Source organism: Streptomyces sp. SID9727, assembly GCF_010550605.1.
Lineage (GTDB): Bacteria > Actinomycetota > Actinomycetes > Streptomycetales > Streptomycetaceae > Streptomyces.
Genome location: NZ_JAAGNI010000346.1, coordinates 13,019 through 34,623 on the forward strand (window position 1 = coordinate 13,019; position 21,605 = coordinate 34,623).

At 71.7% G+C, this 21,605-nt stretch carries 25 protein-coding genes; 7 read left to right on the forward strand and 18 right to left on the reverse strand.

Annotated features, from left to right (window positions below; all coding sequences use genetic code 11):
• Window positions 1-100: 100 nt before the first annotated feature.
• From G3I41_RS23740 to G3I41_RS23750, 3 genes are all read right to left on the reverse strand, one after another.
• The gene (locus G3I41_RS23740; RefSeq protein ID WP_164402420.1) at window positions 101-808 is read right to left on the reverse strand and encodes a transglycosylase SLT domain-containing protein; all 708 of its coding nucleotides are present in this window, start codon (window positions 806-808) and stop codon (window positions 101-103) included.
• Window positions 809-1,198: 390 nt separating this feature from the next.
• Entirely contained in the window at window positions 1,199-2,521 is a 1,323-nt protein-coding gene (locus tag G3I41_RS23745; protein WP_164402421.1) for a PhoH family protein, read from the reverse strand.
• A 184-nt stretch (window positions 2,522-2,705) separates the two neighbouring features.
• Entirely contained in the window at window positions 2,706-3,467 is a 762-nt protein-coding gene (locus G3I41_RS23750) for an isoprenyl transferase (protein ID WP_164402422.1), read from the reverse strand.
• Between the two features lie 199 nt (window positions 3,468-3,666).
• Here G3I41_RS23750 and mgrA point away from each other — a divergent pair, with 199 nt between their 5' ends.
• A complete protein-coding gene (mgrA, locus tag G3I41_RS23755) occupies window positions 3,667-4,707 on the forward strand; it encodes an L-glyceraldehyde 3-phosphate reductase (RefSeq protein WP_164402423.1) in 1,041 nt (346 codons plus the stop codon).
• A gap of 273 nt (window positions 4,708-4,980) precedes the next feature.
• On the opposite strand, the gene G3I41_RS37515 is transcribed toward mgrA, so the two are convergent.
• From G3I41_RS37515 to G3I41_RS23770, 4 genes are all read right to left on the reverse strand, one after another.
• Window positions 4,981-5,106, reverse strand: a complete 126-nt coding sequence (locus G3I41_RS37515; protein ID WP_275408442.1) for a hypothetical protein — start codon at window positions 5,104-5,106, stop codon at window positions 4,981-4,983.
• A gap of 105 nt (window positions 5,107-5,211) precedes the next feature.
• On the reverse strand, window positions 5,212-5,670 hold the full coding sequence (locus G3I41_RS23760) for a hypothetical protein (RefSeq protein ID WP_164402424.1): 459 nt from the start codon (window positions 5,668-5,670) through the stop codon (window positions 5,212-5,214).
• Between the two features lie 67 nt (window positions 5,671-5,737).
• Window positions 5,738-6,538, reverse strand: coding sequence for a class I SAM-dependent methyltransferase (locus G3I41_RS23765; RefSeq protein WP_164402425.1), 801 nt, complete (start codon window positions 6,536-6,538; stop codon window positions 5,738-5,740).
• Window positions 6,539-6,653: 115 nt separating this feature from the next.
• Entirely contained in the window at window positions 6,654-7,451 is a 798-nt protein-coding gene (locus tag G3I41_RS23770; protein WP_164402426.1) for an A24 family peptidase, read from the reverse strand.
• A gap of 97 nt (window positions 7,452-7,548) precedes the next feature.
• On the opposite strand from G3I41_RS23770, the gene G3I41_RS23775 reads away from it, so the two are divergent.
• Complete coding sequence (locus G3I41_RS23775; RefSeq protein WP_203601555.1) at window positions 7,549-7,920, forward strand: DUF192 domain-containing protein; 372 nt, start codon at window positions 7,549-7,551, stop codon at window positions 7,918-7,920.
• Window positions 7,921-7,924: 4 nt separating this feature from the next.
• Here G3I41_RS23775 and G3I41_RS23780 read toward each other — a convergent pair whose 3' ends face one another.
• Entirely contained in the window at window positions 7,925-8,518 is a 594-nt protein-coding gene (locus G3I41_RS23780) for a hypothetical protein (protein ID WP_164402427.1), read from the reverse strand.
• A gap of 230 nt (window positions 8,519-8,748) precedes the next feature.
• On the opposite strand from G3I41_RS23780, the gene G3I41_RS23785 reads away from it, so the two are divergent.
• Together G3I41_RS23785 and G3I41_RS23790 are read left to right on the forward strand one after the other, a co-directional pair.
• Complete coding sequence (locus G3I41_RS23785) at window positions 8,749-9,345, forward strand: GNAT family N-acetyltransferase (protein ID WP_164402428.1); 597 nt, start codon at window positions 8,749-8,751, stop codon at window positions 9,343-9,345.
• A gap of 41 nt (window positions 9,346-9,386) precedes the next feature.
• Window positions 9,387-9,890, forward strand: coding sequence for a DinB family protein (locus G3I41_RS23790; RefSeq protein ID WP_164402429.1), 504 nt, complete (start codon window positions 9,387-9,389; stop codon window positions 9,888-9,890).
• Window positions 9,891-9,956: 66 nt separating this feature from the next.
• Here G3I41_RS23790 and G3I41_RS23795 read toward each other — a convergent pair whose 3' ends face one another.
• On the reverse strand, window positions 9,957-10,862 hold the full coding sequence (locus G3I41_RS23795) for a YihY/virulence factor BrkB family protein (RefSeq protein WP_164402430.1): 906 nt from the start codon (window positions 10,860-10,862) through the stop codon (window positions 9,957-9,959).
• A 171-nt stretch (window positions 10,863-11,033) separates the two neighbouring features.
• On the opposite strand from G3I41_RS23795, the gene G3I41_RS23800 reads away from it, so the two are divergent.
• The 3 genes from G3I41_RS23800 (at window position 11,034) to G3I41_RS23810 (ending at window position 15,139) form a co-directional block, all read left to right on the forward strand.
• The gene (locus G3I41_RS23800; RefSeq protein WP_164402431.1) at window positions 11,034-11,423 is read left to right on the forward strand and encodes a hypothetical protein; all 390 of its coding nucleotides are present in this window, start codon (window positions 11,034-11,036) and stop codon (window positions 11,421-11,423) included.
• A gap of 260 nt (window positions 11,424-11,683) precedes the next feature.
• Window positions 11,684-13,327 carry a TlrC/CarA/OleB/SrmB family ABC-F type ribosomal protection protein gene (locus tag G3I41_RS23805; protein WP_164402432.1) on the forward strand — a complete coding sequence of 548 codons (1,644 nt, stop codon included), beginning with the start codon at window positions 11,684-11,686 and terminating at the stop codon, window positions 13,325-13,327.
• A 144-nt stretch (window positions 13,328-13,471) separates the two neighbouring features.
• Complete coding sequence (locus tag G3I41_RS23810; RefSeq protein WP_164402433.1) at window positions 13,472-15,139, forward strand: VCBS repeat-containing protein; 1,668 nt, start codon at window positions 13,472-13,474, stop codon at window positions 15,137-15,139.
• A 50-nt stretch (window positions 15,140-15,189) separates the two neighbouring features.
• Here G3I41_RS23810 and G3I41_RS23815 read toward each other — a convergent pair whose 3' ends face one another.
• From G3I41_RS23815 to G3I41_RS23855, 9 genes are all read right to left on the reverse strand, one after another.
• Window positions 15,190-15,822 carry an OmpA family protein gene (locus G3I41_RS23815; RefSeq protein ID WP_164402434.1) on the reverse strand — a complete coding sequence of 211 codons (633 nt, stop codon included), beginning with the start codon at window positions 15,820-15,822 and terminating at the stop codon, window positions 15,190-15,192.
• Complete coding sequence (locus tag G3I41_RS23820; RefSeq protein ID WP_203601556.1) at window positions 15,819-16,415, reverse strand: hypothetical protein; 597 nt, start codon at window positions 16,413-16,415, stop codon at window positions 15,819-15,821. The genes G3I41_RS23815 and G3I41_RS23820 overlap by 4 nt, the downstream gene beginning before the upstream one ends.
• Window positions 16,416-16,444: 29 nt before the next feature.
• On the reverse strand, window positions 16,445-17,089 hold the full coding sequence (locus G3I41_RS23825; RefSeq protein ID WP_164402435.1) for a pilus assembly protein TadG-related protein: 645 nt from the start codon (window positions 17,087-17,089) through the stop codon (window positions 16,445-16,447).
• The gene (locus tag G3I41_RS23830) at window positions 17,086-17,319 is read right to left on the reverse strand and encodes a hypothetical protein (protein WP_164402436.1); all 234 of its coding nucleotides are present in this window, start codon (window positions 17,317-17,319) and stop codon (window positions 17,086-17,088) included. The genes G3I41_RS23825 and G3I41_RS23830 overlap by 4 nt, the downstream gene beginning before the upstream one ends.
• A 227-nt stretch (window positions 17,320-17,546) precedes the next feature.
• The gene (locus tag G3I41_RS23835; RefSeq protein WP_164402437.1) at window positions 17,547-18,434 is read right to left on the reverse strand and encodes a DUF5936 domain-containing protein; all 888 of its coding nucleotides are present in this window, start codon (window positions 18,432-18,434) and stop codon (window positions 17,547-17,549) included.
• Window positions 18,435-18,453: 19 nt separating this feature from the next.
• Entirely contained in the window at window positions 18,454-19,392 is a 939-nt protein-coding gene (locus G3I41_RS23840) for a type II secretion system F family protein (RefSeq protein ID WP_164402438.1), read from the reverse strand.
• A 36-nt stretch (window positions 19,393-19,428) separates the two neighbouring features.
• Window positions 19,429-20,769, reverse strand: a complete 1,341-nt coding sequence (locus G3I41_RS23845; RefSeq protein WP_164402439.1) for a CpaF family protein — start codon at window positions 20,767-20,769, stop codon at window positions 19,429-19,431.
• A gap of 43 nt (window positions 20,770-20,812) precedes the next feature.
• Window positions 20,813-21,181, reverse strand: a complete 369-nt coding sequence (locus tag G3I41_RS23850) for a TadE/TadG family type IV pilus assembly protein (protein WP_164402440.1) — start codon at window positions 21,179-21,181, stop codon at window positions 20,813-20,815.
• Entirely contained in the window at window positions 21,175-21,594 is a 420-nt protein-coding gene (locus tag G3I41_RS23855; RefSeq protein ID WP_164402441.1) for a TadE/TadG family type IV pilus assembly protein, read from the reverse strand. Before G3I41_RS23855 ends, G3I41_RS23850 begins: the two co-directional genes overlap by 7 nt.
• Window positions 21,595-21,605 lie beyond the last annotated feature (11 nt).

The following is a 21,605-nucleotide window of genomic DNA, read 5'->3' on the forward strand; positions in this document are numbered from 1 at the left end:
CCGCTCCCCCGGCAGCGTTCGGCACGACCGTACACGCGTGAAGCCCCCCACCGAGGGACGGCGGGGGGCTTCACGGGGGTTGAGCTTGTGAACCCTGGTTCTAGTACCAGTGGTTGGCCTGCCAGAAGGCCCAGGCGCCGCAGGGGCTCTTGTAGCGCGGGCTGCTCATGTAGCTCAGGCCCCACTTGATCTGGGTGGCCGGGTTGGTCATCCAGTCGGCACCGGCCGAGGCCATCTTCGAGCCGGGCAGCGCCTGGACGAGACCGTACGCACCGGAAGACGGGTTGCTCGCGCGGTAGTTCCAGCTCGACTCGTGGTTCACGATGTTGCTGAAGCACTGGAACTGGTCCGCCGGCACGATCTGGCGCGCGATGGCCTGCACCTCGGCCACGGTGTACGAGCTCTGCTGGGCGAACGACGCGGTGGAGCGGATCTCGGAGCGGCTTGCGCGCTCCTGACGGTCCTTCTTCTCCTGGCGCTCGCGCTCCAGCCTGTCCTCGGCGGCCTGCTTCTTGGACTTCGCGTCCTTGGCGGCCTGGACGCGGGCGGTCTCCTCCGCGGACTTCTTCGCGGCGGCGTCGGCGGCGGACGCCTGGGCGTCGGCCTGCTGCGTCAGCGAAGCGGTCTGCACCTGGGCCTGCTGGCCCGCGGGAATGTCTGCGAGCAGCGTGGTGTCGGCTGCGGTCGCCTCGAAGTTGTTGTCGTCGGCAGCAGGGGTGCTGCCCGATGCAACGCCTACGACGGCGCCTACGGTGGTGACCGCGGTGGCGGATGCCACGGCGAACCCCCGGACCGAAATCCGGCTCACACGGTGTCCTTCCAGCATCGCCCGCTTAGGTGACCTCGCGGGCGCAATCGTGCCCCTGGCACTGGCCTCCCTACTGCTTGGGTCACGGGAAGGCACGGGCCCGGTGGGCGGCTCCTCGGGAGGAGCGCCGCGTGGTGCTCGCGGGCGGCATACGGACGGCGGTTGTTGAGTTGTGTGGTGCGTGGCGCCTCTGGAGGTGCCGGTGTGCCGTATGCGGGGCCTGACGGAAGCAAGACTCTGCCGGAACCGGACCGCGGGAAGCAATTCTCCGTTGCGTGGGAAAGGTCACACCCCGTTTGGCGGACCTGATTGACGGAAAAGGCGCCGCAACACGCCGCCGCCCGGCTAGGCTGCTTGGCCCGCCGGGCGGCGTCAACGTCCCAACCCGTATCAGATCTGACCTTCCTCCAGCATTTCGGTCACCAGCGCGGCGATGCGGGAACGCTCCGAGCGCGTGAGCGTGACATGGGCGAAGAGCGGATGCCCCTTCAGCTTCTCGACCACGGCGACCACACCGTCGTAACGGCCGACCCTGAGGTTGTCCCGCTGGGCCACGTCATGGGTGAGAACGACCCGGGAATTCGTGCCGATCCTGGACAACACGGTCAGCAGGACGTTCCGTTCGAGCGACTGGGCCTCGTCGACGATCACGAAGGCGTCGTGCAGCGAACGGCCCCGGATGTGGGTGAGCGGCAGGATCTCCAGCATGCCGCGCCCCAGCACCTCCTCGATCACCTCGCGCCCGGAGACGGCCGAGAGGGTGTCGAAGACCGCCTGCGCCCAGGGGCTCATCTTCTCGGCCTCGCTGCCGGGGAGATAGCCGAGCTCCTGCCCGCCCACCGCGTACAGCGGGCGGAAGACCATCACCTTCTTGTGCTGCCCGCGCTCCAGCACCGCTTCGAGCCCCGCGCAGAGCGCCAGCGCCGACTTGCCGGTGCCGGCCCGGCCGCCCAGCGAGACGATGCCCACCTCCTGGTCGAGCAGCAGGTCCAGGGCGATGCGCTGCTCGGCGCTGCGGCCGTGGATGCCGAACGCCTCCCGGTCGCCGCGGACGAGCCGCACGTTGCCCTCGGGGGTGACCCGGCCGAGCGCCTTGCCGCGTTCGGACTGGAGGACCAGGCCGGTGTGCACGGGCAGTTCGGCGGCCTCGGGGACGTACAGCGTCTCCTCGGCGAAGAGCAGGTCCACCTGGTCGGCGGCGAGGGACAGTTCGGACATGCCCGTCCAGCCGGAGTCGGTGATCGCCAGCTCCGCGCGGTACTCCTCGGCGAGGAGTCCTACCGATGACGCCTTGATGCGCAGCGGGAGGTCCTTGGAGACGACCGTGACGTCGTACCCCTCGGCCTGGAGGTTGCGCGCGACCGCGAGGATCCGCGAGTCGTTGTCCCCCAACCGGTAGCCGGCGGGCAGGACGCCGGGATCGGAGTGGTTGAGCTCGACGCGGAGCGTCCCGCCGAGGTCCCCGAGGGGGATCGGCGCGTCCAGCCGTCCGTAGCGGACCCGGAAGTCGTCCAGCAGGCGCAGGGCCTGGCGGGCGAAGTAGCCGAGCTCCGGATGGTGCCGTTTGGCCTCCAGTTCCGTGACCACGACGACCGGGAGCACGACCTCGTGCTCGTCGAAGCGGGCCATGGCGTTCGGATCGGCCAGCAGGACGCTGGTGTCGAGAACGTAGGTGCGCCTGTCGGGCAGGCGGCGCTTTGTGCTGGTCACCACGGAAGGACGTACCCCCTCGGAAGAGGTCGGGGTGCGACGGCGGGCGTCGCGTGGCATCCCACTTGTCATCGGCGCCCACCCGGCTGGTGACCGGGCGCCGGCCTGTCAGGGATATGCCCTCTTACCCGGCCGGCCATGCCGACCGGATCTCTTCCGGGGGACCGCGGGGCGGACCCCGCCCGACTCAGCCTCCGTAGCGGCGGTGGCGGGCGGCGTAGTCGCGCAGCGCCCGCAGGAAGTCGACCCGGCGGAAGGCCGGCCAGAAGACCTCGCAGAAGTAGTACTCGGAGTGCGCGCTCTGCCAGAGCATGAACCCGGAGAGACGCTGCTCGCCGCTGGTGCGGATGACGAGGTCGGGGTCGGGCTGGCCGCGGGTGTAGAGGTGCTCGGAGATGAGGTCGGTGGAGACGATCTCGGCCAGGTCCTCGAAGGAGGTGCCCTTGGCGGAGTGTTCCAGGAGCAGGGAGCGGACGGCGTCGGCGATCTCCTGCCGGCCTCCGTAGCCCACGGCGACGTTGACGAGTATCCCGTCTACTCCGACCGTGGCCTGCTCGGCCTCCTTGAGGACGGTCTGGGTGTGGGCGGGCAGCAGGTCGAGCGTGCCGACGTGGTGGACCCGCCAGCGGCCGTCCGCGGCCAGGCCGCGCACCGTGTTCTCGATGATGCCGAGGAGGGGTGTCAGCTCGGCCTCGGGCCGGTCGAAGTTGTCGGTGGACAGCATCCAGAGCGTGACGACCTCGACGTCGGTCTCGCTGCACCAGCCCAGGAGTTCCTTGATCTTCTCGGCCCCGGCCTGGTGGCCCTCGGCCGCCGTGCCGCCGGACGCCTTGGCCCAGCGGCGGTTGCCGTCGAGGATGACGCCGATGTGCTTGGGCACCTGGGAGTGGTCGAGGCGGGCCTCCACCCGGCGCGCGTAGAGCCCGTACACCAGGTCGCGCAAGTTCACTGAGTCCACCTCTCGGTTCCGTGCGGGCCCGCCGGCCCCGCGTCAGGGGTCCGGGGTCGTCCCCTGGGGATCGGATCGCCGCACTGGAAGGGGGCGGATCGCCCCGCCGTGTCATGGCAGTCCCGTCAGGCCACATTACTGCGCTGGCCCCGCACCCACCCAACCCGGCCTGTCACAAGTCCGTGATAAGGAGGGAAACGTGACTGATTCCTCCTCCCCCTACCAGGCCGCCCCGACCCGCTACGACTCCATGGAGTACCGGCGCAGCGGACGCAGCGGTCTGAAGCTGCCGGCCGTCTCGCTCGGCCTCTGGCACAACTTCGGCGACGACCGGGCGCTCGGCTCCCAGCGGGCCATCCTGCGCCGCGCCTTCGACCTGGGTGTGACCCATTTCGACCTGGCCAACAACTACGGCCCGCCGGCCGGCTCGGCCGAGCTGAACTTCGGCAAGCTCTTCCGCCAGGACTTCGCCCCGTACCGGGACGAACTGCTGGTCTCGACCAAGGCGGGGTACGAGATGCACCCCGGGCCGTACGGGGAGTGGGGCTCGCGCAAGTACCTGCTGTCGTCGCTGGACGCCTCGCTGAAGCGGATGGGCCTGGACTACGTCGACATCTTCTACTCACACCGCTTCGACCCGGAGACTCCGCTGGAGGAGACGATGGGGGCGCTGGCCTCCGCCGTGCAGCAGGGCAAGGCGCTGTACGTGGGGGTGTCCTCGTACAACTCGGCGCAGACCGCCGAGGCGGCGCGGCTGCTGCGCGAGATGGGCGTGCCGGCCCTGATCCACCAGCCGTCCTACTCGATGATCAACCGCTGGACCGAGGAGGACGGGCTCCTCGACACGCTGGAGGCGGCCGGGATGGGCTGCATCTCCTTCGTACCGCTGGCCCAGGGGCTGCTGACCGGCAAGTACCTGAACGGCATCCCGGAGGGTTCCCGCGCCACGCAGGGCAAGTCGCTCGACCCGGACCTGCTGTCGCAGGAGGTGGTGCGCCGGCTGAACGGGCTGAACGACATCGCGCGCCGTCGGGGCCAGTCGCTCGCCCAGCTGGCCCTGACGTGGGTGCTGCGCGACAGCCGGATGACGTCCGCCCTGATCGGCGCGTCGAGCGTGGGGCAGCTGGAGGAGAACGTCGCGGCGCTGGCGGGCCCGGAGCTGTCGGCCGAGGAGCTGAAGGAGATCGACGCCTTCGCCGTCGACACCGAGGGCACCAACATCTGGGCCGCGCGGGGCTGAGCGGGCGCCCGGCCCCGTTGCCGGGCAGAAAAAAACGGGCCGGTCCGTGGGGGGGGTTACGGACCGGCCCGAGGGGGGGTTTCCACCATAACCCTTCGTAAGTGATGCTGGGTGCCGCGACGCGAAATAATTACTCTCCGAGAGTGAGAGGCTTCGCTCCGGTCATCGACCGGACCCCTGGCACAAGCCCCTGACCTGCGGGAACACCACCCAACCCGGGACGGGCACCGGGGACACGCTCGAGACGTCCACAGGATGTCCACATTCCGCTCGTCAGGGGCCGCCCCGGGGCTTCACACAGCCCGTTCCCTCCATGTAGCGACCGTGCGCCTCCGCGTTGACGAGTACGTTGACCATGCCGTCCAGCGAGCCGTCCACGCGGAGGGTCCCGAGGGACACGGCGGACGAGTGGAAGGCGTAGTGCGGGTTGGCGTCACCGCGCTGCGCGGCGCCCCGCGCGCGTGCGGCGGGGAGAGTTGCCCCCCCCGGCACCATGACGTCGCGTCACGTCGTGGATGCCGCGCCCCGGTGGCCCCGGGTGAAGCGGACACCCACGGTGTCCCCGCCGACGACCACGAAGCGGCCGCCCTCGCAGCGGATCACGGCCTCGTGGACCTCGCCCCGCTCGTCCCGGCGTTCCTCCGTACTCAGCACCGTCCAGCCGCCCTCCGGAGCCTCCGGCAGGCCGGCCAGCCCGGCGAACTCCCACTGGGCGGCGGGCACACACCAGTCGGGCAGCTGCGGCCAGGTGCCGGCGCCCACGTGCAGGGTGCCGTCGGAGGCGCAGGTCAGGCGGACCGACTGGCCGTCGTCCAGCACGAACGAGACGGCCTCGGGCTCGCCCATCCGGCCCTCGGGGCGGTAGAAGATCCCGAGCACGCGGACGATCCTGGCCCCCTTGAGCCACTCGGCGCCGCCCCGGCGCGGGCCGTGCGCGGCGTTTCCGTCGGTGCCGAGGTCCATGGCCTGCTCCTTCCGCGAGCGCTCGCGACCAGAGTGCCATCCTTCGGGCCGTACGGGGGCGCCGGTCTCACGCGGGCTTGCGGGCCTCGATCAGGAAGCGGGTGGTGTGGGCGACGAACGGGCCCCCGGTCTCCAGCCGGTGGTGCAGCGCGGCGAGTGGGGCCCGGTACCGCTCGACGGTGAAGCCGGGCACCATCCAGATCACCTTGCGCAGGAAGTAGACGACGGCCCCGATGTCGTGGAACTCGGTGCGCAGCCGCTCCGACCGGAGGTCCACGACGTCGAGCCCGGCCGCCTCGGCGTCGGCCCGCGCCCGTTCCGGGTCGCGCGCGCCGCGCACCTCCGGGGGCTGCGGCCCGAGGAAGTACTCGACCAGTTCGAAGACGCTCGCCGGGCCCACCTGTTGCGAGAAGTACGTGCCACCGGGCGCCAGCACCCGGGCGATCTCCTCCCACCACGTGGTCACCGGATGCCGGCTGACCACCAGGTCGAAGGCCCCGTCCCCGAACGGCAGCGGCGGCTCGTCCTCGTCCGCGACGACGGCCACCCCGCGCGGGTGCAGCAGCGCGGTCGCCCGCGCGATGTTCGGCGGCCAGGACTCGGTGGCGACGGCGAGCGGCGGCAGCTCCGGCACGGAGGCCAGCACCTCGCCCCCGCCCGTCTGGATGTCGAGCGCGGCCCGCGCCCGCCCCATCCGCTCCCCCATGGCCCGCGCGTACCCCCAGGAGGGCCGCTGCTCGGTGGCCCGCCCGTCGAGCCAGGAGAAGTCCCATCCGTCGACGGAGACGCTGTCCGCCTCCGCGACCAGGGCGTCGAACCGGTCGGCTTCGCCGGGGGTGGGCGGGGTGGCGTCGGGCGCTGCGGTCATGGAGCCATCGTCCCAGCCGCCCCCGGCCGGCCGCGACCGCATTACGGGTGGGCCGGGGCACCGGCGGTGGCGGCTGGCCACCTGGCTGCGGGCGGGACTCCTGGCTCCGCTTCGCTCAGGCCGCCAGCCCCCCGAACAGCAGCCCCAGGAACGCTCCCGCGATCATGAACGGGCCGAACGGAATGCCCGTCTTGCGGCCCGCGCGACGCAGCGCGACGAGCGCCGCCCCGTACACCGCGCCCAGCAGGAAACCCGCGAAGCCGCCCGCGAAGACCACGGTCCAGCCGTACCAGCCGAGGACCGTGCCCACGGAGAGGGCCAGTTTGACGTCGCCGAAGCCCATGCCGACCGGGTTGATGAGGAAGAGCAGGAGGTAGAACGCGCCCAGGGCGAGTCCGCCGAGGAGGGCGGAGAGCCAGGAGCCCGCGTGTTCCGGCAGCAGTGCGGCCAGGCCCAGGAGTACGGCGGCGGCTCCGGCGGCCGGCAGGGTCAGCCCGTCGGGCAGCCGGTGCACGCGGTGGTCGATGCTCGCGAGGAGCACGGCGACCGGGGCGAGCAGCAGCCAGGCCGCCAGCTCGGGCCGCGTCCCGGTGGCCCAGGAGAGGGCGGCACAGGCGAGCGCGGTGACGAGGGGGGCGAAACGGTGGGGGGCGTAGCGGGGGGCGGGTGCGGTGGGTGCCTCCTCGTCCGGTACCGCGCCGGCGGCTCCCGTACGCACCTCCGCGACCGCCCCCTCCGCGCACCCGCCGCAGCGTGTCGCGCCCAGCCAGGCGCGGGCGGGGCCGGTGAGGGGGTGGCCCGCCGGGCAGGCGTCCCGCCACGGTTCGCCGGGCGGAACGGCGAACCGGTAGGCGGCGCGCGGGACCAGGAGCCCGGTCGCGGCGCCCCAGAGTGCGGCGGCCCCTGTCAGCATGGCGTACACCCCAGCGATCCTAATCGGCGCGCCCCGGACGGGGGTTGTGGCTGTGGATTCGGGCCCGGCGGCGGACCGGCGCCGCTAACGTCGGGCCATGGCTGGATGGCGCGATGGCACGGGGACGCTGACGATCACGGACCGGGACGGGGTGACCGAGACCCGGGTGCCGCTGCGGATCGCGGCGTCCTACCGGCACCGGGCGCGCGGGCTGCTCGGGCGGGACGGGGTCGACGGGGCGCTGATGATCACGCCGTGCGGGAGCGTGCACTCCTTCCGGATGCGGTTCACCATCGATGTGGCCTACCTGGACCGGAAGTTCAACGTGCTGGCGGTCCACACCATGAAGCCGGGCCGGCTCGGGCTGCCCCGGCCGCGCGGCCGGCATGTGATCGAGGCGGAGGCGGGCGCGATGGCGGCGTGGGGGCTGCGACCGGGTGTGCAGGTCCGGGTCGAGCAGTCCCCGTGAGGGGTCACCTGCGGGGGACGTCGCTGCCGTAGACGACCCACGGTGACTGCTGGAAGGAGTTCACGCCGGACAGCTGCGGCTGGGCGGCGGCCACTTCGGGCAGCACCGCGAGCGTGTCCGGCCAGCAGTCGAAGTACACCGACCCCTTGACGATGAAGCCCGCCCAGTCGGTGGCCGCCGACGCGCCCTCGCGGTCGAGCACGAAGCCGACGCAGAGCAGTGAGGCCCGCCCGATCGCCTCGCGCACCGCGCGGACCACCCGTTCCCGGGCGTCGCGGTCCAGCGTGCCGAGGCCGAAGCGCAGCTCCACCGTGCCGTCGTCGCCCCGGCCGGCCGTGGCCCGTATCTCCTCGCCGCCGGGCAGCCAGAGCAGGAAGTCGACCCGGTCCAGGCGTTGCAGCCCGGTCAGCAGCACGAGTTGGTCCCGGCTCACCCAGGACTGCGTACCGGACGGGTCGGTGCCGGGGCTGACCAGGGTGATGCGCCGGGTGACCGGGTGGTCCGCCCGCACCCCCGCCGCCTCCAGGTCGCCGAGCAGCGATTCGGCGTCGGGGCGGCTCCAGCACAGGTGGTACGAGCAGAAGAAACCGTCACTCATCGGCGCGTCACCTCGGTACTCGTGGTGGCTGCCCGCCCCGCCCGGGACACCGCACAGGGCGGCGCCGTGGGGCCGGCGGGTGGTCGGTATCCGAGCGTACGGGCAACCCGTGGTCCGGGGCTCGGATCCAGGGGGCCCGTGCGGGGGCGCCCCCGGTCGCGCGGCCGGCTCGTAGACTCGCCGGACGGGCCGGTCGGTCCGCGGGGCGGGGGCGGGCGGGGAGTCGCGACATGGGCATGTGGGTGCAACCGAGCGGCGGTGACGCGCTGTTGGCGCGGCAGGACGGGATACGGCAGACCTACGCGGAGGCGTTCGCGGGCCCGCCGTGGCACGAGGACCCGGATCAGGCCGAGGGCTATGTCCTGCGCCTGGCGGAGGACGCCGCCCGTCCCGGATTCAGGGCCGCACTCGCGCTGAGCGGCTCCCCGGACGCCCCGGACGCCGGCTCGGTGGTGGGGTTCGCGACGGCCTGGACCACCGGCTCCCCCTTCCCCTCCACCCGGGCCTACGCGGCCGTCGCCTCGCTCCTGGGCCCCGAGCGGACGGCGGCCTGGCTCGTCGGCGCGCTGGAGGTGGACGAACTCGCGCTCAGCCCGCGCGCCCGGGGGACCGGCCTGGCGGCCGCGCTCCTGGAGTCCGTCACCGCGTCCGCGCCCGGGGGCCGCTGCTGGCTGCTGACCTCTGCGGACGCCGAGCCCGCGGTGCGCCTCTACCGGAGGCTCGGCTGGCGCCGGGTGCCCGGCCCGGCGGAAGGCCCGGACATCGCCGTGTTCCTCGGCCCCGGGCATCCGGCGCTGCGGGATCCGGCCCCGCGCGCCGAGGCATAAGCGGTGGACAACCCCGCCCCGCCCCGGGAGGCTGTGCGGCGATGACACGCACCGACACGCCTCCCGCATGGGACGAGCGCACCCAGCTGACCACGTTCCTCGACTACACCCGCGCCACCGCGGTGGCCAAGTGCGAAGGGCTTTCGCAGGAGGACGCCGTGCGGGCGCCCCTGCCCGGCTCGCCGCTGATGACGCTCGCGGGGGTGGTCAACCATCTGCGCTGGGTCGAGTACTACTGGTTCGAGGTCGTCTTCCTCGGCGGCGAGGACGAGGGTCCGTGGACGGACGAGGACCCGGACCGCGAGATGCGGATCGCCGTCGACCTGCCGCTCGCCGATGTGCTGCGGGAGTACGAGGAGCAGTGCGCCCGCTACCGGGAACTGGTCGCGGCCCACGACCTGGACACGCGTGCCGAGCGGAAGCGCTCGAACGGCTCGGCGCCCGATCTGCGCTGGATCCTGCTGCACCTCGTCGAGGAGACGGCCCGTCACAACGGCCACATCGACATCATCCGCGAGATCGTGGACGGGACGACGGGAGACTGAGGGCCGGCCCGCCGTTCCCGGTGCCGTAGCGGACGCCGCGCGCCGGCCGGGAACGCGGGACAGCCCTCAGCCGCGCCGGGCCCGGTCCAGCTCGACGTTGAACTGGGCCCCGGACAGCAGCGCCAGGTTGGTGAACCACACCCAGATCAGGAACACCACGAGCCCCGCGAGGGAGCCGTACAGCCGGCTGTAGGAGCCGATGTACGTGGCGTAGAGCGCGAACCCCGCCGACGCGGCCAGCCACAGCAGCGCGGCGAGTACCCCGCCGGGCAGCGCCTGACGGGCCCGGCGGGCCGGCTCCGGGCCGGTGCGGAAGAGGACCGTGATCAGCCCGGCGACCAGGCACAGCAGCAGCGGCCACTTCAGCACCGCCCACACCGCGTCCCCCACGTGGGTCACGCCCAGCCGGTGCCCCGCCCAGCGCGCCAGCGGTCCGGTGAGCACGAGGGCGAACGCGCTGGCCATCATCAGCAGGAGCAGCCCGACCGCCCACGCCACGATGATGTGCGCCTGGCGCAGCGCCGGCCGGGTGTCCTGTACCCCGTGCATGGCGTGCAGCGCCCGCCGGAACACCGCGAGGTAGCTGCACGCGGACCACAGCGCGCTGACGGACCCGGTCGCGACGAGCAGCCAGACGGCGGTGCGCTGCTGGGTGGCGGCCTCCAGCGGCTCGCGCAGCGCGGTGGCGGCCTCGGCGGGCGCGAAGGCGGTGATGTCGGCGATCAGCGCGCCGGTGGCGCCGGGGCTGGCGAGTCCGATGACGGACACGGTCACCAGGAGCGCGGGCAACAGGGCGAGGATCGCGTAGTACGTGAGGGCCGCGGCCCAGTCCGATATGTCGTCGTTCCACAGCGAGACGGGCGTGCGGCGCAGCGCGAGCGGCCAGCGCCGGACCCTTCCGGGGCCGGTCTGCGCGGATCTGTGCGGGTGGGGCGGGGCCCCGGCGGCGGTGCCGCTGGACTGGCTGGACACGATTGCGGCTCCGGGGAGTGAGCGGTGCGGGAGGGGACGGCGCCGGGGTACGGGCCGGGCCCGCCCCCCGCCTCTCCTCTTCTGCTCGGGTTCCCCTGCGGTACACCCGTTTCCGCACCGGGAGGAACCTTCGGCCCCTCGTTGTCGTACCCCGCCCGTACGCTCCCCCCTATGAGCGTCTCCCTCTACTACACCGCGCGCCGTGCCACCCCGCTGAGCGGGTCCGAGTCGGCCACCGTCACCCGTGTCGTCGCCGAGCGCCGGGCGTCGTTCCCGTACGAGGACGAGGAGAGCCTGTACCTGTACGACCCCGGCGCGGCGGAGCCGGGGACCGTCCTCGACGGCTCCACCAAGATGCCGTTCGACCCCGGCCGGCTGCTGCCGGTGGTCGCCCATGTGCTGGACTCGGTCACGGAGTTGCGCCGGGCGCTGCCGGACGCCGACTGGCATGTGCACATGGACGACCTGGACGTCGAGTGGGACGAGGCCAAGGGGTACGAGCTGCCGGGGATGCGCGACGCGGACCTCCAGGCGGAGCTCTCGGCGGAAAGCGAGCGCTGAGCGACCGAAAAGCGCTTGCCGCTGCCCCGGCCCCCGCCTACCTTGGTGCGCATGGGTTCTCTGTGATACTCCCCCTGCGCCTGCGTTGAGCTCGGCTCCGCAGTAGCGCATTCTCCCGCGCGTCCGCACTTCCACGCCCTTGCGGCTCCGTGACGCCTGCCTGCCGTTCCGGCACGCGGCCCGGTGTGCCGTCGGCGTGCGCGGACGCGCCCCGACCACCGCGGCGTCGATCGGCACGGGCCGAGAATCAGGGGCTTCTCTTGCACACCGGACAACTCACACTTCAGAACGTCACCCGCCGCTACGACGACCGCGTCGTGCTGGACGACGTCACCTTCACCGTCAGGCCCGGCGAGCGGGCCGGCGTCATCGGCGACAACGGGGCCGGCAAGTCCACGCTGCTCCGGCTCGTCGCCGGCCTCGACCGGCCCGACAACGGTGCGCTGACCGTCGTCGCGCCCGGCGGCACGGGCTACCTCGCCCAGTCGCTCGCCCTGCCCGCCGGGGCCACCGTCCAGGACGCGGTGGACGCGGCGCTCGCCGGGCTGCGGGAGCTGGAGGCCCGGATGCGCCGGGCCGAGGCCGGGCTCGCGGGCCTGGCCGGGGCGGAGCTGACCGCCGCGCTGGAGGCGTACGCACGGCTCGTCGCGCGGTACGAGGCGCGGGCCGGTTACGAGGCCGACGCGCGGGTGGACATCGCCCTGCACGGGCTCGGGCTGCCCGGCCTGGACCGGGACCGGCCGCTGTCCACCCTGTCGGGCGGCGAGCGGTCGCGGCTTGCGCTGGCGGGGACGCTGGCCTCCCGGCCGGAGCTGCTGCTGCTCGACGAGCCGACCAACGACCTGGACGACCGGGCGGTGGCCTGGCTGGAGAACCACCTGCGGGCGCACCGGGGCACCGTGCTCGCGGTGACGCACGACCGGGTGTTCCTGGAACGGGTCACCACGACGATCCTGGAGGTCGGCGAGGGCCGGGTGACCCGGTACGGGGACGGCTACGAGGGTTACCTCGCCGCGAAGGCCGCCGATCGCCGGCGCCGGCTGCGGGAGTACGAGGACTGGCGCGACGAGTTGTCCCGCAACCGGGAGCTGGCCGCCTGCAACGTGGCCCGGCTGGACGCGATCCCGCGCAAGGTGCCGCTCAGCGTGTTCGGGCACGGCGGGTTCCGGGCGCGGGGGCGGGGGCACGGGGCGATGGTCCGCATCCGCAACGCGAAGGAGCGCGTCGAACGGCTCACGGAACGGCCGGTCGCGCCGCCGCCGGATCCGCTGGTGTTCGCCGCCCGGGTGGCCACGGCCGAGGCGTCCGCACCCCGGGTCGCGGCGGAGCTGGCCGGGGTCCGCGTCGGCCACCGCCTCTCCGTGCCCGCACTGCGGATCGGCGGCACCGAACGGCTGCTGGTCACGGGGGCGAACGGGGCCGGCAAGTCGACGCTGATGCGGGTGCTCGCGGGTGAGCTGCGCCCGGACGCGGGGAGCGTGCGGACGCGGGGCCGGGTCGGGCACCTGCGCCAGGAGGAGACGCCGTGGCCGGCCGGTCTGACGCTCCCGGAGGCGTACGCCCACGGGCGCGGCGGCGACCTCGACGCACACACGGAACACCTGCTGTCGCTGGGCCTGTTCGGCCCGGCGGACCTGCGCCTGAGGGTGGGCGAGCTGTCCTACGGGCAGCGGCGCCGGATCGAACTGGCCCGCCTGGTCGGCGAACCCGTCGACCTGCTGCTGCTGGACGAGCCGACGAACCACCTCTCCCCGGCACTGGTGGAGGAGCTGGAGGGTGCGCTGGCCGGGTTCGGCGGTGCGGTGGTCGTCGTCACGCACGACCGGCGGCTGCGGGACCGTTTCCCCGGCAGGCGGCTGGAACTGGACGGCGGACGGGTGGTGGAACGTACCGAAGCGGCATGACTGGCCTGTAAGTCACGGATTCGATGGCTGAAACCAGACCCCTCCAAAGAGGTCCAGCACCAGTCATATGAACGCCAGCTGATGTACGACGGAACCACTTCTGTCCCGCTGGTCACCTACTCATGGACTACCCCTGGGGGGGCTTTGCACCTGTCTTCACTCACATCCGGCCGCACCGGCGCCGCGCGCTCGAAGCGCGCGCGGCGCATCGCGGCCTGCACCGCTCTCGTCGTCTCCGCCGGCATGCTGCTGGCGGCCCCGGCCTCGGCCGACGACGCGAAGGGCGCCGACGCTCCGAAGGCCGTCGGCTCGACGCCGCGCATGGACATCACCGGCGACGGCAAGAGCGACATCCTCTACCAGACCCGCGACGGGCACCTGTTCCAGTCGGTGGGCGGGGTGGTGGCGGACTACCCCGTCGGGTTCGCGGAGCCCCGGGACGAAGCGACCCAGTTCAAGGACATCATCGCCCCGGGTGACCTGCAGGGTGACGGCATGCCCGAGCTCCTCACCCTGACGGCGTCCGGCACGCTCACGCTGCACCCGATCGTCGGCATGGACCCGACAGGAGGCACTCCCACCTGGTCCGGGACGGGCTGGCAGAAGTACAACAAGATCGTCGCGCCGGGCGACCTGACCGGCGACGGCCACAACGACCTGCTCGCACGCACGCCCGCCGGTGACGTCTACCTCTACGTCTCCACCGGACGCATCGAGGGCCAGCCCTTCGAACCCGCCGTCAAGGTGGCCTCCGGCTGGAACGCGTACGACCAGATCGTCGGCCTGAACGACTCCACCGGCGACGGGATCGGCGACGTCGTCACCCGGACTCCTTCCGGTGACCTGTACTTCCACATGGGCACCGGCAACGCGTCGAAGCCCTTCAAGGACGCGTCCAAGATCGGCTACGGGTTCGACACGTACAACCAGCTCGTGGGTGTCGACGACATCAACGGGGACGGCTACGGCGACCTCATGGGCCGCACGCCGAACGGCGACACGTACCTCTACCGCTTCTCCGGCTACGGCCACTACCGGGCACGGATCCACGGCACGTTCGGGTGGCAGAAGGCGGCCATGTTCGTCGGGGCGGGCGGCAACCCGGACACCGGCAAGCGCGGCCTCATGGGGGTCACACCCGAGGGCGCCGGGTACGAGTACGACTCCAGGAACACCGGCGAGTTCTTCCCCCGCGCCAGGCGTTTCGAATTCTCCGACGAGGAGTGGGTGCGGGTCGCCTCCTCCCTCGGTGACGACGGGCGTCCCGACAACCTCGAGGTGCGCGACGGTTCGCTGTACAGGGAGTACAAGCGGATCAGCGACGGCTGGGGCGCCTACAACGACCTCATCGGCCCCGGCGACCTGAGCGGGGACGGCGCGGGTGACGTCCTCGCACGCGACACCAAGGGCGACCTGTTCCTGTACCAGGGGAAGGACGAGGGCACCGCGCTCGCGGCGAAGGTCAAGGTGGGTTACGGCTACGGCTCGTACCGCCACATCGTCGGCGCCGGAGACCTCACGGGTGACGGCCGGGCGGACGTGGTGGCGATCGCCAAGGACGGCACGCTGTACCTGTACGAGGGCACCGGGAAGGCGTCCGCGCCCCTGAAGGCGCGCGTCAAGATCGGCTCCGGCTTCGACATCTACAACAAGTTCGCCGCCGTCGGCGACCTCAACGGTGACGGCAAGGCCGACCTGGTCGGGGTCAACGGCTACGGCGACCTGTACCGGTACACGTCCACCGGGACGGGCACGCTGAAGAAGCGGGTACGGATCGGCTACGGCTTCAACATCTACAAGGCCCTGTACTGATGCCCTGCGCGGCGGCGGCCCCGGCGGGGGCCGCCGCCGCGCGGTGCGGGTCAGCTCTGCGAGCCGGTCTCGGTCTCGCCGCGCTGGAAGGAGACCTCCACACGGCGGTTCTTCCGGCGGCCCTCCTCGTCCTCGTTGCTCGCGATCGGGTAGTCCTCGCCGTAACCCCGGATCTCGAACGTGATCCCGGTACCGCCGAGCGCCTCGTCCAGCACGTTGTGGACGGCCTCGGCGCGCTTCTTGGACAGCACGTCACCGTGCTCGGACGAGCCGAGGTCGTCGGTGAACCCGAACACCCTGACCTTCTTGGCGTCCTGCCGCTTGATCTCCTCGGCGATGGCGTTGATCCGCCCCTTGGCCTCACCGCTGAGCTTGGCGCTGTCCTTGCCGAAGAGCACCTCCGCCTGGAGGGCGAACTTGATGTCGGCGTTGGTGTCCTCACGGCGCTCCTCGCCGCCGAGGTCCTCGATGACGGACTTGATGTCGAGGACTTTGGGCGGGGCGAGGGTGGCGCCCTCGGGAAGCTTCAGGTCGGTGTCGTGGGGGTCGATCTCGACGGGGGGTTCGGCGGACGCGGAGGGGTAAGGACTGTCACCGGCAACCGCGTGCGGGGCCACCACCCCGACGACCCCCAGGGCGACCACCCCGGCGAGGAGGGTTGTCGTGACGCGGCGGGGGGTCATCCGGAGATCTCGATCGTTGCGTTGGGGAAGCCGGGGAACTGGATGCCCACTTCGTGGGTGGACGCCTCGGGCGCGGGGAACTGGGCGAAGAACGTGAGAGTGGCACCGGCCTCGATGCTCGGCTCGTAGCCGCTCGTTGTCAGCGGGCGGTTGTCCGTGTCACGAAGGACGTAGTAGCGCTTCTTCGCCTGCGCATCCACCAGCATCATCGCAGCGAGCGACCGGCCGTTGGCCGCGACTGCAGTTTCCCGGCCGCTCCATTGAATCGGTGTGGTGTAGGCACCACTTCCCGTGTTCTTGAACTGCCCGTTTACCGTCAGGAATCCACCCGAATCGCGCATCGCGGAAGTGATGACCATCTCCACACCGGAGTCCCCCTTGACGGTCGCCAGGACCGTGTCGGTTTCCGGAGTCGCCTCAGCGGACTTGCTCTTCGCCTTCCCGGAACCCTGTGACGTCTCAGCCGATGCTCCCTTGTCCTGGCCGCTGCCGTCTGCGTCGCCACCACACGCAGCCGCAGAGAAGGCCAATGTCGCCACCAAGAGCGCGGCGGCACCGGACCGGCGCGCTTTCCTCACGTACCGAGCAGTCATCGATCCCTATCCTTTGCGGTCAGTCTCAGTCAGTCTTCGGCCAGGCGTACGGTGAAGAGGTCGGCCACGTCCGGGACGAGCGTCGGATCCTCCGGGTCGACCGACCAATCAAGGCCGCCGGCACAATGAATCCTGCCGATCGACGCCGATGGCGGATCCTCGTCCGCATCCGGGTCGGCATCGGGGGCTGGAGTCTCTACCGGGACGAAAGCACAACGGGGCTCGACCACGGCCACGGCCGTGGCTTCCGCCTTTCTGCCTTCCGTGCCCGGCACGATGTCCGTGCTCATTCCCTTGGCCGATTTCAGACGGACTACGTAGCCCCATCTGCCATCGGCCAGTGGACGGCATCGGACGGCGCCCGCCTCGTTCCGGGCAGCGAAGTCCGACGCCTTCCAGCAAGCATCGCCCGTTCCGCCGGGGAAGGACGTGCTAAACACGGATTCGAAGTATTCGGGGTCCGTGAGATGTGTCTTCAGATCCGGTTCCAGAAGGCTGCGCGATTCCTTGGCAGCAGCCAGCGCGGCGGCATCGGCCGCGCTCTGTGCGCCATTGCGCCGAATATCGGCTTCGCCGAACGCGAATAGAACCAGCGCGACAAGGAGCACACCCGCAACCGCCGTGATGTAAAGCGGCGCGGCCTGCCCTGCTTCGGCCTTCCGTCGGCCAGTCACCTGTTGAGAACCGAGTTGATCTTCGCCGTGAATTTGTTCCCGATGGTGGCGCCCAAGTCCGTGTTCAGCAGGGCGACCACGATCGCCACCACCAGAATCGTGATGCCGACGTACTCGATCGCCCCCTGCCCCGCGTCCTTCCGGCGCTTCATGCGGTCCACGGTGGTGTTCGCCCAGTGGTTCACATAAGTCTGCGTCCGCACCGCCGCCCTGAGCGCGATGTCCTTCATGGCGATGTCCCCCTCCGGGTTCGACCGACCGGGAATCGGTCGACGTTGATCCATAGGCCCGCGTGGTGCGGGCAACGTACGTCGGTGCAGTGACCCTCTTCGTGGGCTTCCGGGCCCATTCCCACTCCTGGGGCTCGTCAGACGTATCGCTTTCAGCCATGCCGCCCCTCCCCCCCTCAGCTCCGAATGTCCCACAAATGGCCCTCCTGGGAAGGCGCTTCGCGTGGTCAGCTGCCGAAGATCTCGTTGATGTTCACGTTCGCCGCGTAGTAGAACCCGACCGCGATCAGGATGATCGTGCCCGGGAGCATGAAGCTCGTGACGATCAGCGTGGCCTTGGGGACGGCCTTGGACGCCTTGCGGCGGGCGTTCTGGGCGTCCGTGCGGCGCATGTCGTTGGCGATCTGGATCAGGGTGTCGACGATGGGCGCGCCCAGCTCCTCGCCCTGCTGGAGCGCGGAGACGAACATCGAGACCTGTTCGGAGTCGTTGCGGCGGCGGAGCTGGTCGAAGGCGTCGCGCCTGCTGACGCCCATGTCCATCTGGCGCAGGGTGATGCGGAGTTCGTCGGACCACGGGCCGGTGTACTTCTCCGCGACCCGCTCCAGCGCCTGCCGGAAGCCGAGCCCGGCCGAGACGACGACCGCGAGGACGTCCAGGAAGTCGGGCAGGGTGCGCTCGATGTCGTCCTTGCGTCGGGCGATGGCCGCCCGGATGATCACGTCCGTCCAGAACAGGCCGTAGACGAGCAGGATGGCGGCCAGGACCACCTGCCCGTTCATCAGCATGGCCAGGGCGGCCAGGACGCCGAGGCCGCCGAAGACCGCGCGCCGGGCGGCGTAGCGGTCGACGGTCAGGCCGCGCGGGTTGCCGGCCATGTCGAGCTTCCGGCGGATCCGGTCGACGCGCCGGGGGCCCATCAGCGACAGGACCCGGGGGGCGTACCGCATGCCGATGCGGTCGATGGCCGAGCCGGCGGCGCTGGTGCGGCTGGCGCCGACCTCCAGGGCGACGGCCAGGTCGCCGGGGAGCTTGGCGTCCGCGCGGTACATGCGGACGCCCTGGAAGACGCCGAGGACGGCGAGTCCCATGACGGCGGCGAGCAGGATCTCCATGGGGGTGTCCTTCCGGCCCTCAGATGCGGACGCGCGTCAGGCGGTTGATCAGGAAGAAGCCGAGGCCGTAGAGGCCGGCGGCGACGACGATGGCGATGCGGCCGGTCGTCGCGGCGGCCATGTCGTCCAGTGCGCCGCCCCTCATCGTGTTGATGAGGAGCAGGAAGAGCAGCCCGAGGACGGGTACGGCGACGGCGGTGACCTTCACCTGCGAGAGGAGGGTGGTGACCTCGCGCCGGGTCTCCTTGCGTTCCTCCAGCGTGTCGGTGAGGTTGCGCAGCGAGGAGACGATGGTGCCGCCCGCCCGGTTGGACAGGATGAGGGTGGAGACCAGGACGGTCAGCTCCCGGGAGGGCAGCCGTTCCACGAGTTCGTTGAGGGCGTCGTCCAGGGAGTGGCCGATGGCCAGGCGGTCGGCGACGCGGCGCAGCTCCTCGTGGGCGGGGTCGTCCAGCTCCTCGACGGCCATGGAGATCGCGGTGCGCAGGGCGAGTCCGGCCTGGGTGGCGTTGGCGAGGACCCGGGTGAGCTCGGGGAGCTGGCCGATGAACGCCTCGGTGCGTTTGGCGCGCTGCCAGTCGAGGAAGGCGTTGCCGCCCCAGGCGCCGATGAGGACGGCGAGGAGCCCGAAGAACGGGGCGAAGACGGCCGCGGTGACGAAGTAGAGCCCCAGCAGGGCGGCGGCGACGTACACCGCGTACTCGCCGGGGGTGAGGTCGAGCCCGGTGACGACGAGTTTCCGTTCGATGCGCTTGCCGAGGCCGGTCCGGCGGAGCTTGCGGTCGATGGAGCGGAAGCGCCGGGCTCGTCCCTCGATCGCCGGCGGGCCGGTCCGGGAGAGGCGGTCGATGAGGGCCCGCTGCTGTTCCCTGCCGGAGGCGAGGACATGCAGGCCGACGACGGCGAGCACACAGGCGAGCAGGGTCACGCCGACCGTCAGGAGCGGGAGGTTGTCCATCTCGGGAAGCGCCTTCCAAGCGAGGGGGGGAGGGGGTCAGGCCGTCGGGGTACGGGTCAGCAGTTGCTCGTCCGTGTGGGCGACCCCGAACGCCGGGGGGACCGTCTCGTTCGCCATGTAGAAGCGGTCCGCGACCCGGCGGGGCACGGGGAAGTACGCGAACTGCCCGTACACGCGCCCGTCGGCCGCCATGGGCAGGGCGTCGAAGCGGCAGACGGAGACGATCCGGTAGTCCTCGCGGCCGTACGAGTCCACGACGGCGATCTCCGTGACGCGGCGGGAGCCGTCGCCGTGCCGGGTCAGCTGGATGATCACGTCGACGGCGCTGTTGATCTGGTCGTGGATCGCGGCGAACGGGATCTCGACCTCGGACATGGAGCTGAGGGTCTGCAGCCGCATCAGCGCGTCCTCCGCGCTGTTGGCGTGCACGGTGGCGAGGGAGCCGTCGTGGCCGGTGGACATGGCCTGGAGCATGTCCAGGGTCTCGCCGCCCCGGACCTCGCCGACGATGATGCGGTCGGGCCGCATGCGCAGGGAGTTGCGGACGAGGTCGCGGATGGTGACCCGGCCCTTGCCCTCGACGTTGGGCGGCCGGCTCTCCAGCGTGATGACGTGGGACTGCTGGAGCCGGAGCTCGGCGGAGTCCTCGATGGTGACGATGCGCTCGCCGTCGGGGATCAGCCCGGAGAGCGCGTTGAGCAGGGTCGTCTTGCCGGTGCCGGTGGCGCCGGAGACGATCACGTTGAACTTGGCGCGGACGAAGCCGGCGAGCAGCAGCAGCATGTGCTCGTCCAGCGAGCCGAGCGCGATCATCTCCTGGAGCGTGAAGGCCCGGGGGAAGCGCCGGATGGTGAGGATCGGGCCGGACAGGGACAGCGGGGGGATGACCACGTTGACGCGTTCGCCGGAGGGGAGCCGGGCGTCGACCATCGGGTTCGACTCGTCCACGCGGCGGTTGACCGTGGAGACGATGCGCTCGATGGTCTGCATCAGCTGCTCGTTCGAGGAGAAGCGCATCGGGAGGAGTTCGAGGCGGCCGCCGCGCTCCACGTAGACCTGCTCGGGGCCGTTGACCATGATCTCGCTGATGGAGGCGTCCTCCAGGAGCGGTTCGAGGATGCCGAGGCCCAGCGCCTCGTCCACCACCCGGCGGATGAGCTGCGAGCGCTCCGCGGAGGACAGGACGGGGCCCTCGCGGCTGATGATGTGGCCGAGGACGCGTTCGAGCCGGGCCCTGCGGTCGGCCGCCGCCAGGGCGGACATCTCGGCGAGGTCGATCTCCTCCAGCAGCTTGGCGCGGTAGGCGCCGACGAGCCGGCTCTCCTCGCTCATCCCGTTGACGGGTTCGGGGCTGGTGATGCGCGCCCGCAGGCTCATGTGCTCAACTCCTTCGTTCCGGTCGACGCCGCTTCGGTCGGGATCAGTCGCGGGGCATGGTGGCGCTCTTCTCGACGGAGCCGAAGGAGAGCACCGGCAGCAGGCTGGGGATGGAAACGCGCACCTGTACGGTGACGGCCTCGCCGCCGGTCTCCTCGGTGACCGAGGCCCCGTCGGCCAGCCAGCCGCTCATGGACTCCCGGGCCACCGCGCCCGCCCGGCCGGTCTGCCCCTCGGTCGACGCCACGCGGGCCGCGGTCCGCGCGGCCGTACCCGCCTGCTGGGCGGCGTAGACGGCGATGCCGAGCTGCGCGACGGCGAGCGCGACGAGGAGGAGCAGGGTGAGCACGCCCACGTACTCGACGGCGGCCTGCCCGCGCTGCCGGGGGCCGGAGCGGCGCCGGGTCACCATGCGTCCCGCCTCTCGTTCCTGGCCTTGGCCTCGCCCGTGGCGTGCATGGGCACGCTGAACGCCCCGGGGAACAGCAGCGGTACGTCGACGCGCACCTGCACGGTGACCAGCTCGCCGGTGCCGTCGCAGGCTTCCACGACCGCGGACCAGCCGCCGGGGACGTCCTCGTGGACCGCCCGCTCGCAGGCCGCCTTGGGGTCGCCCGCCGCGACGGCGGCGGCCCGGACGGCCTTGTCGGCGGCGTTCCCGGCGAGGATGTACGCGTAGCAGACGAGCCCCGCCTGCCAGAGCAGGGCGAGGGTGAGGAGGATCAGGGGCAGGGTGCCGACGAACTCGATGGCGGTCTGGCCCCGGTCGGAGCGGACGTCGCGGCCCGCCGCCGCCCGGCGCCGGTGCGCGGGTAAGAGGTTCATGGCGCTCCACT

Coding starts and splice junctions, on each gene's coding strand:
- G3I41_RS23760 (WP_164402424.1), bottom strand. CDS start 5,670: ATGGACCTCGGCACCGACGGAAACGCCGCGCACGGCCCGCGCCGGGGC.
- G3I41_RS23765 (WP_164402425.1), bottom strand. CDS start 6,538: ATGACCGCAGCGCCCGACGCCACCCCGCCCACCCCCGGCGAAGCCGAC.
- G3I41_RS23770 (WP_164402426.1), bottom strand. CDS start 7,451: ATGCTGACAGGGGCCGCCGCACTCTGGGGCGCCGCGACCGGGCTCCTG.
- G3I41_RS23775 (WP_203601555.1), top strand. CDS start 7,549: ATGGCTGGATGGCGCGATGGCACGGGGACGCTGACGATCACGGACCGG.
- G3I41_RS23780 (WP_164402427.1), bottom strand. CDS start 8,518: ATGAGTGACGGTTTCTTCTGCTCGTACCACCTGTGCTGGAGCCGCCCC.
- G3I41_RS23785 (WP_164402428.1), top strand. CDS start 8,749: ATGGGCATGTGGGTGCAACCGAGCGGCGGTGACGCGCTGTTGGCGCGG.
- G3I41_RS23790 (WP_164402429.1), top strand. CDS start 9,387: ATGACACGCACCGACACGCCTCCCGCATGGGACGAGCGCACCCAGCTG.
- G3I41_RS23800 (WP_164402431.1), top strand. CDS start 11,034: ATGAGCGTCTCCCTCTACTACACCGCGCGCCGTGCCACCCCGCTGAGC.
- G3I41_RS23815 (WP_164402434.1), bottom strand. CDS start 15,822: ATGACCCCCCGCCGCGTCACGACAACCCTCCTCGCCGGGGTGGTCGCC.
- G3I41_RS23820 (WP_203601556.1), bottom strand. CDS start 16,415: ATGACTGCTCGGTACGTGAGGAAAGCGCGCCGGTCCGGTGCCGCCGCG.
- G3I41_RS23830 (WP_164402436.1), bottom strand. CDS start 17,319: ATGAAGGACATCGCGCTCAGGGCGGCGGTGCGGACGCAGACTTATGTG.
- G3I41_RS23835 (WP_164402437.1), bottom strand. CDS start 18,434: ATGGAGATCCTGCTCGCCGCCGTCATGGGACTCGCCGTCCTCGGCGTC.
- G3I41_RS23840 (WP_164402438.1), bottom strand. CDS start 19,392: ATGGACAACCTCCCGCTCCTGACGGTCGGCGTGACCCTGCTCGCCTGT.
- G3I41_RS23845 (WP_164402439.1), bottom strand. CDS start 20,769: ATGAGCCTGCGGGCGCGCATCACCAGCCCCGAACCCGTCAACGGGATG.
- G3I41_RS23850 (WP_164402440.1), bottom strand. CDS start 21,181: ATGGTGACCCGGCGCCGCTCCGGCCCCCGGCAGCGCGGGCAGGCCGCC.
- G3I41_RS23855 (WP_164402441.1), bottom strand. CDS start 21,594: ATGAACCTCTTACCCGCGCACCGGCGCCGGGCGGCGGCGGGCCGCGAC.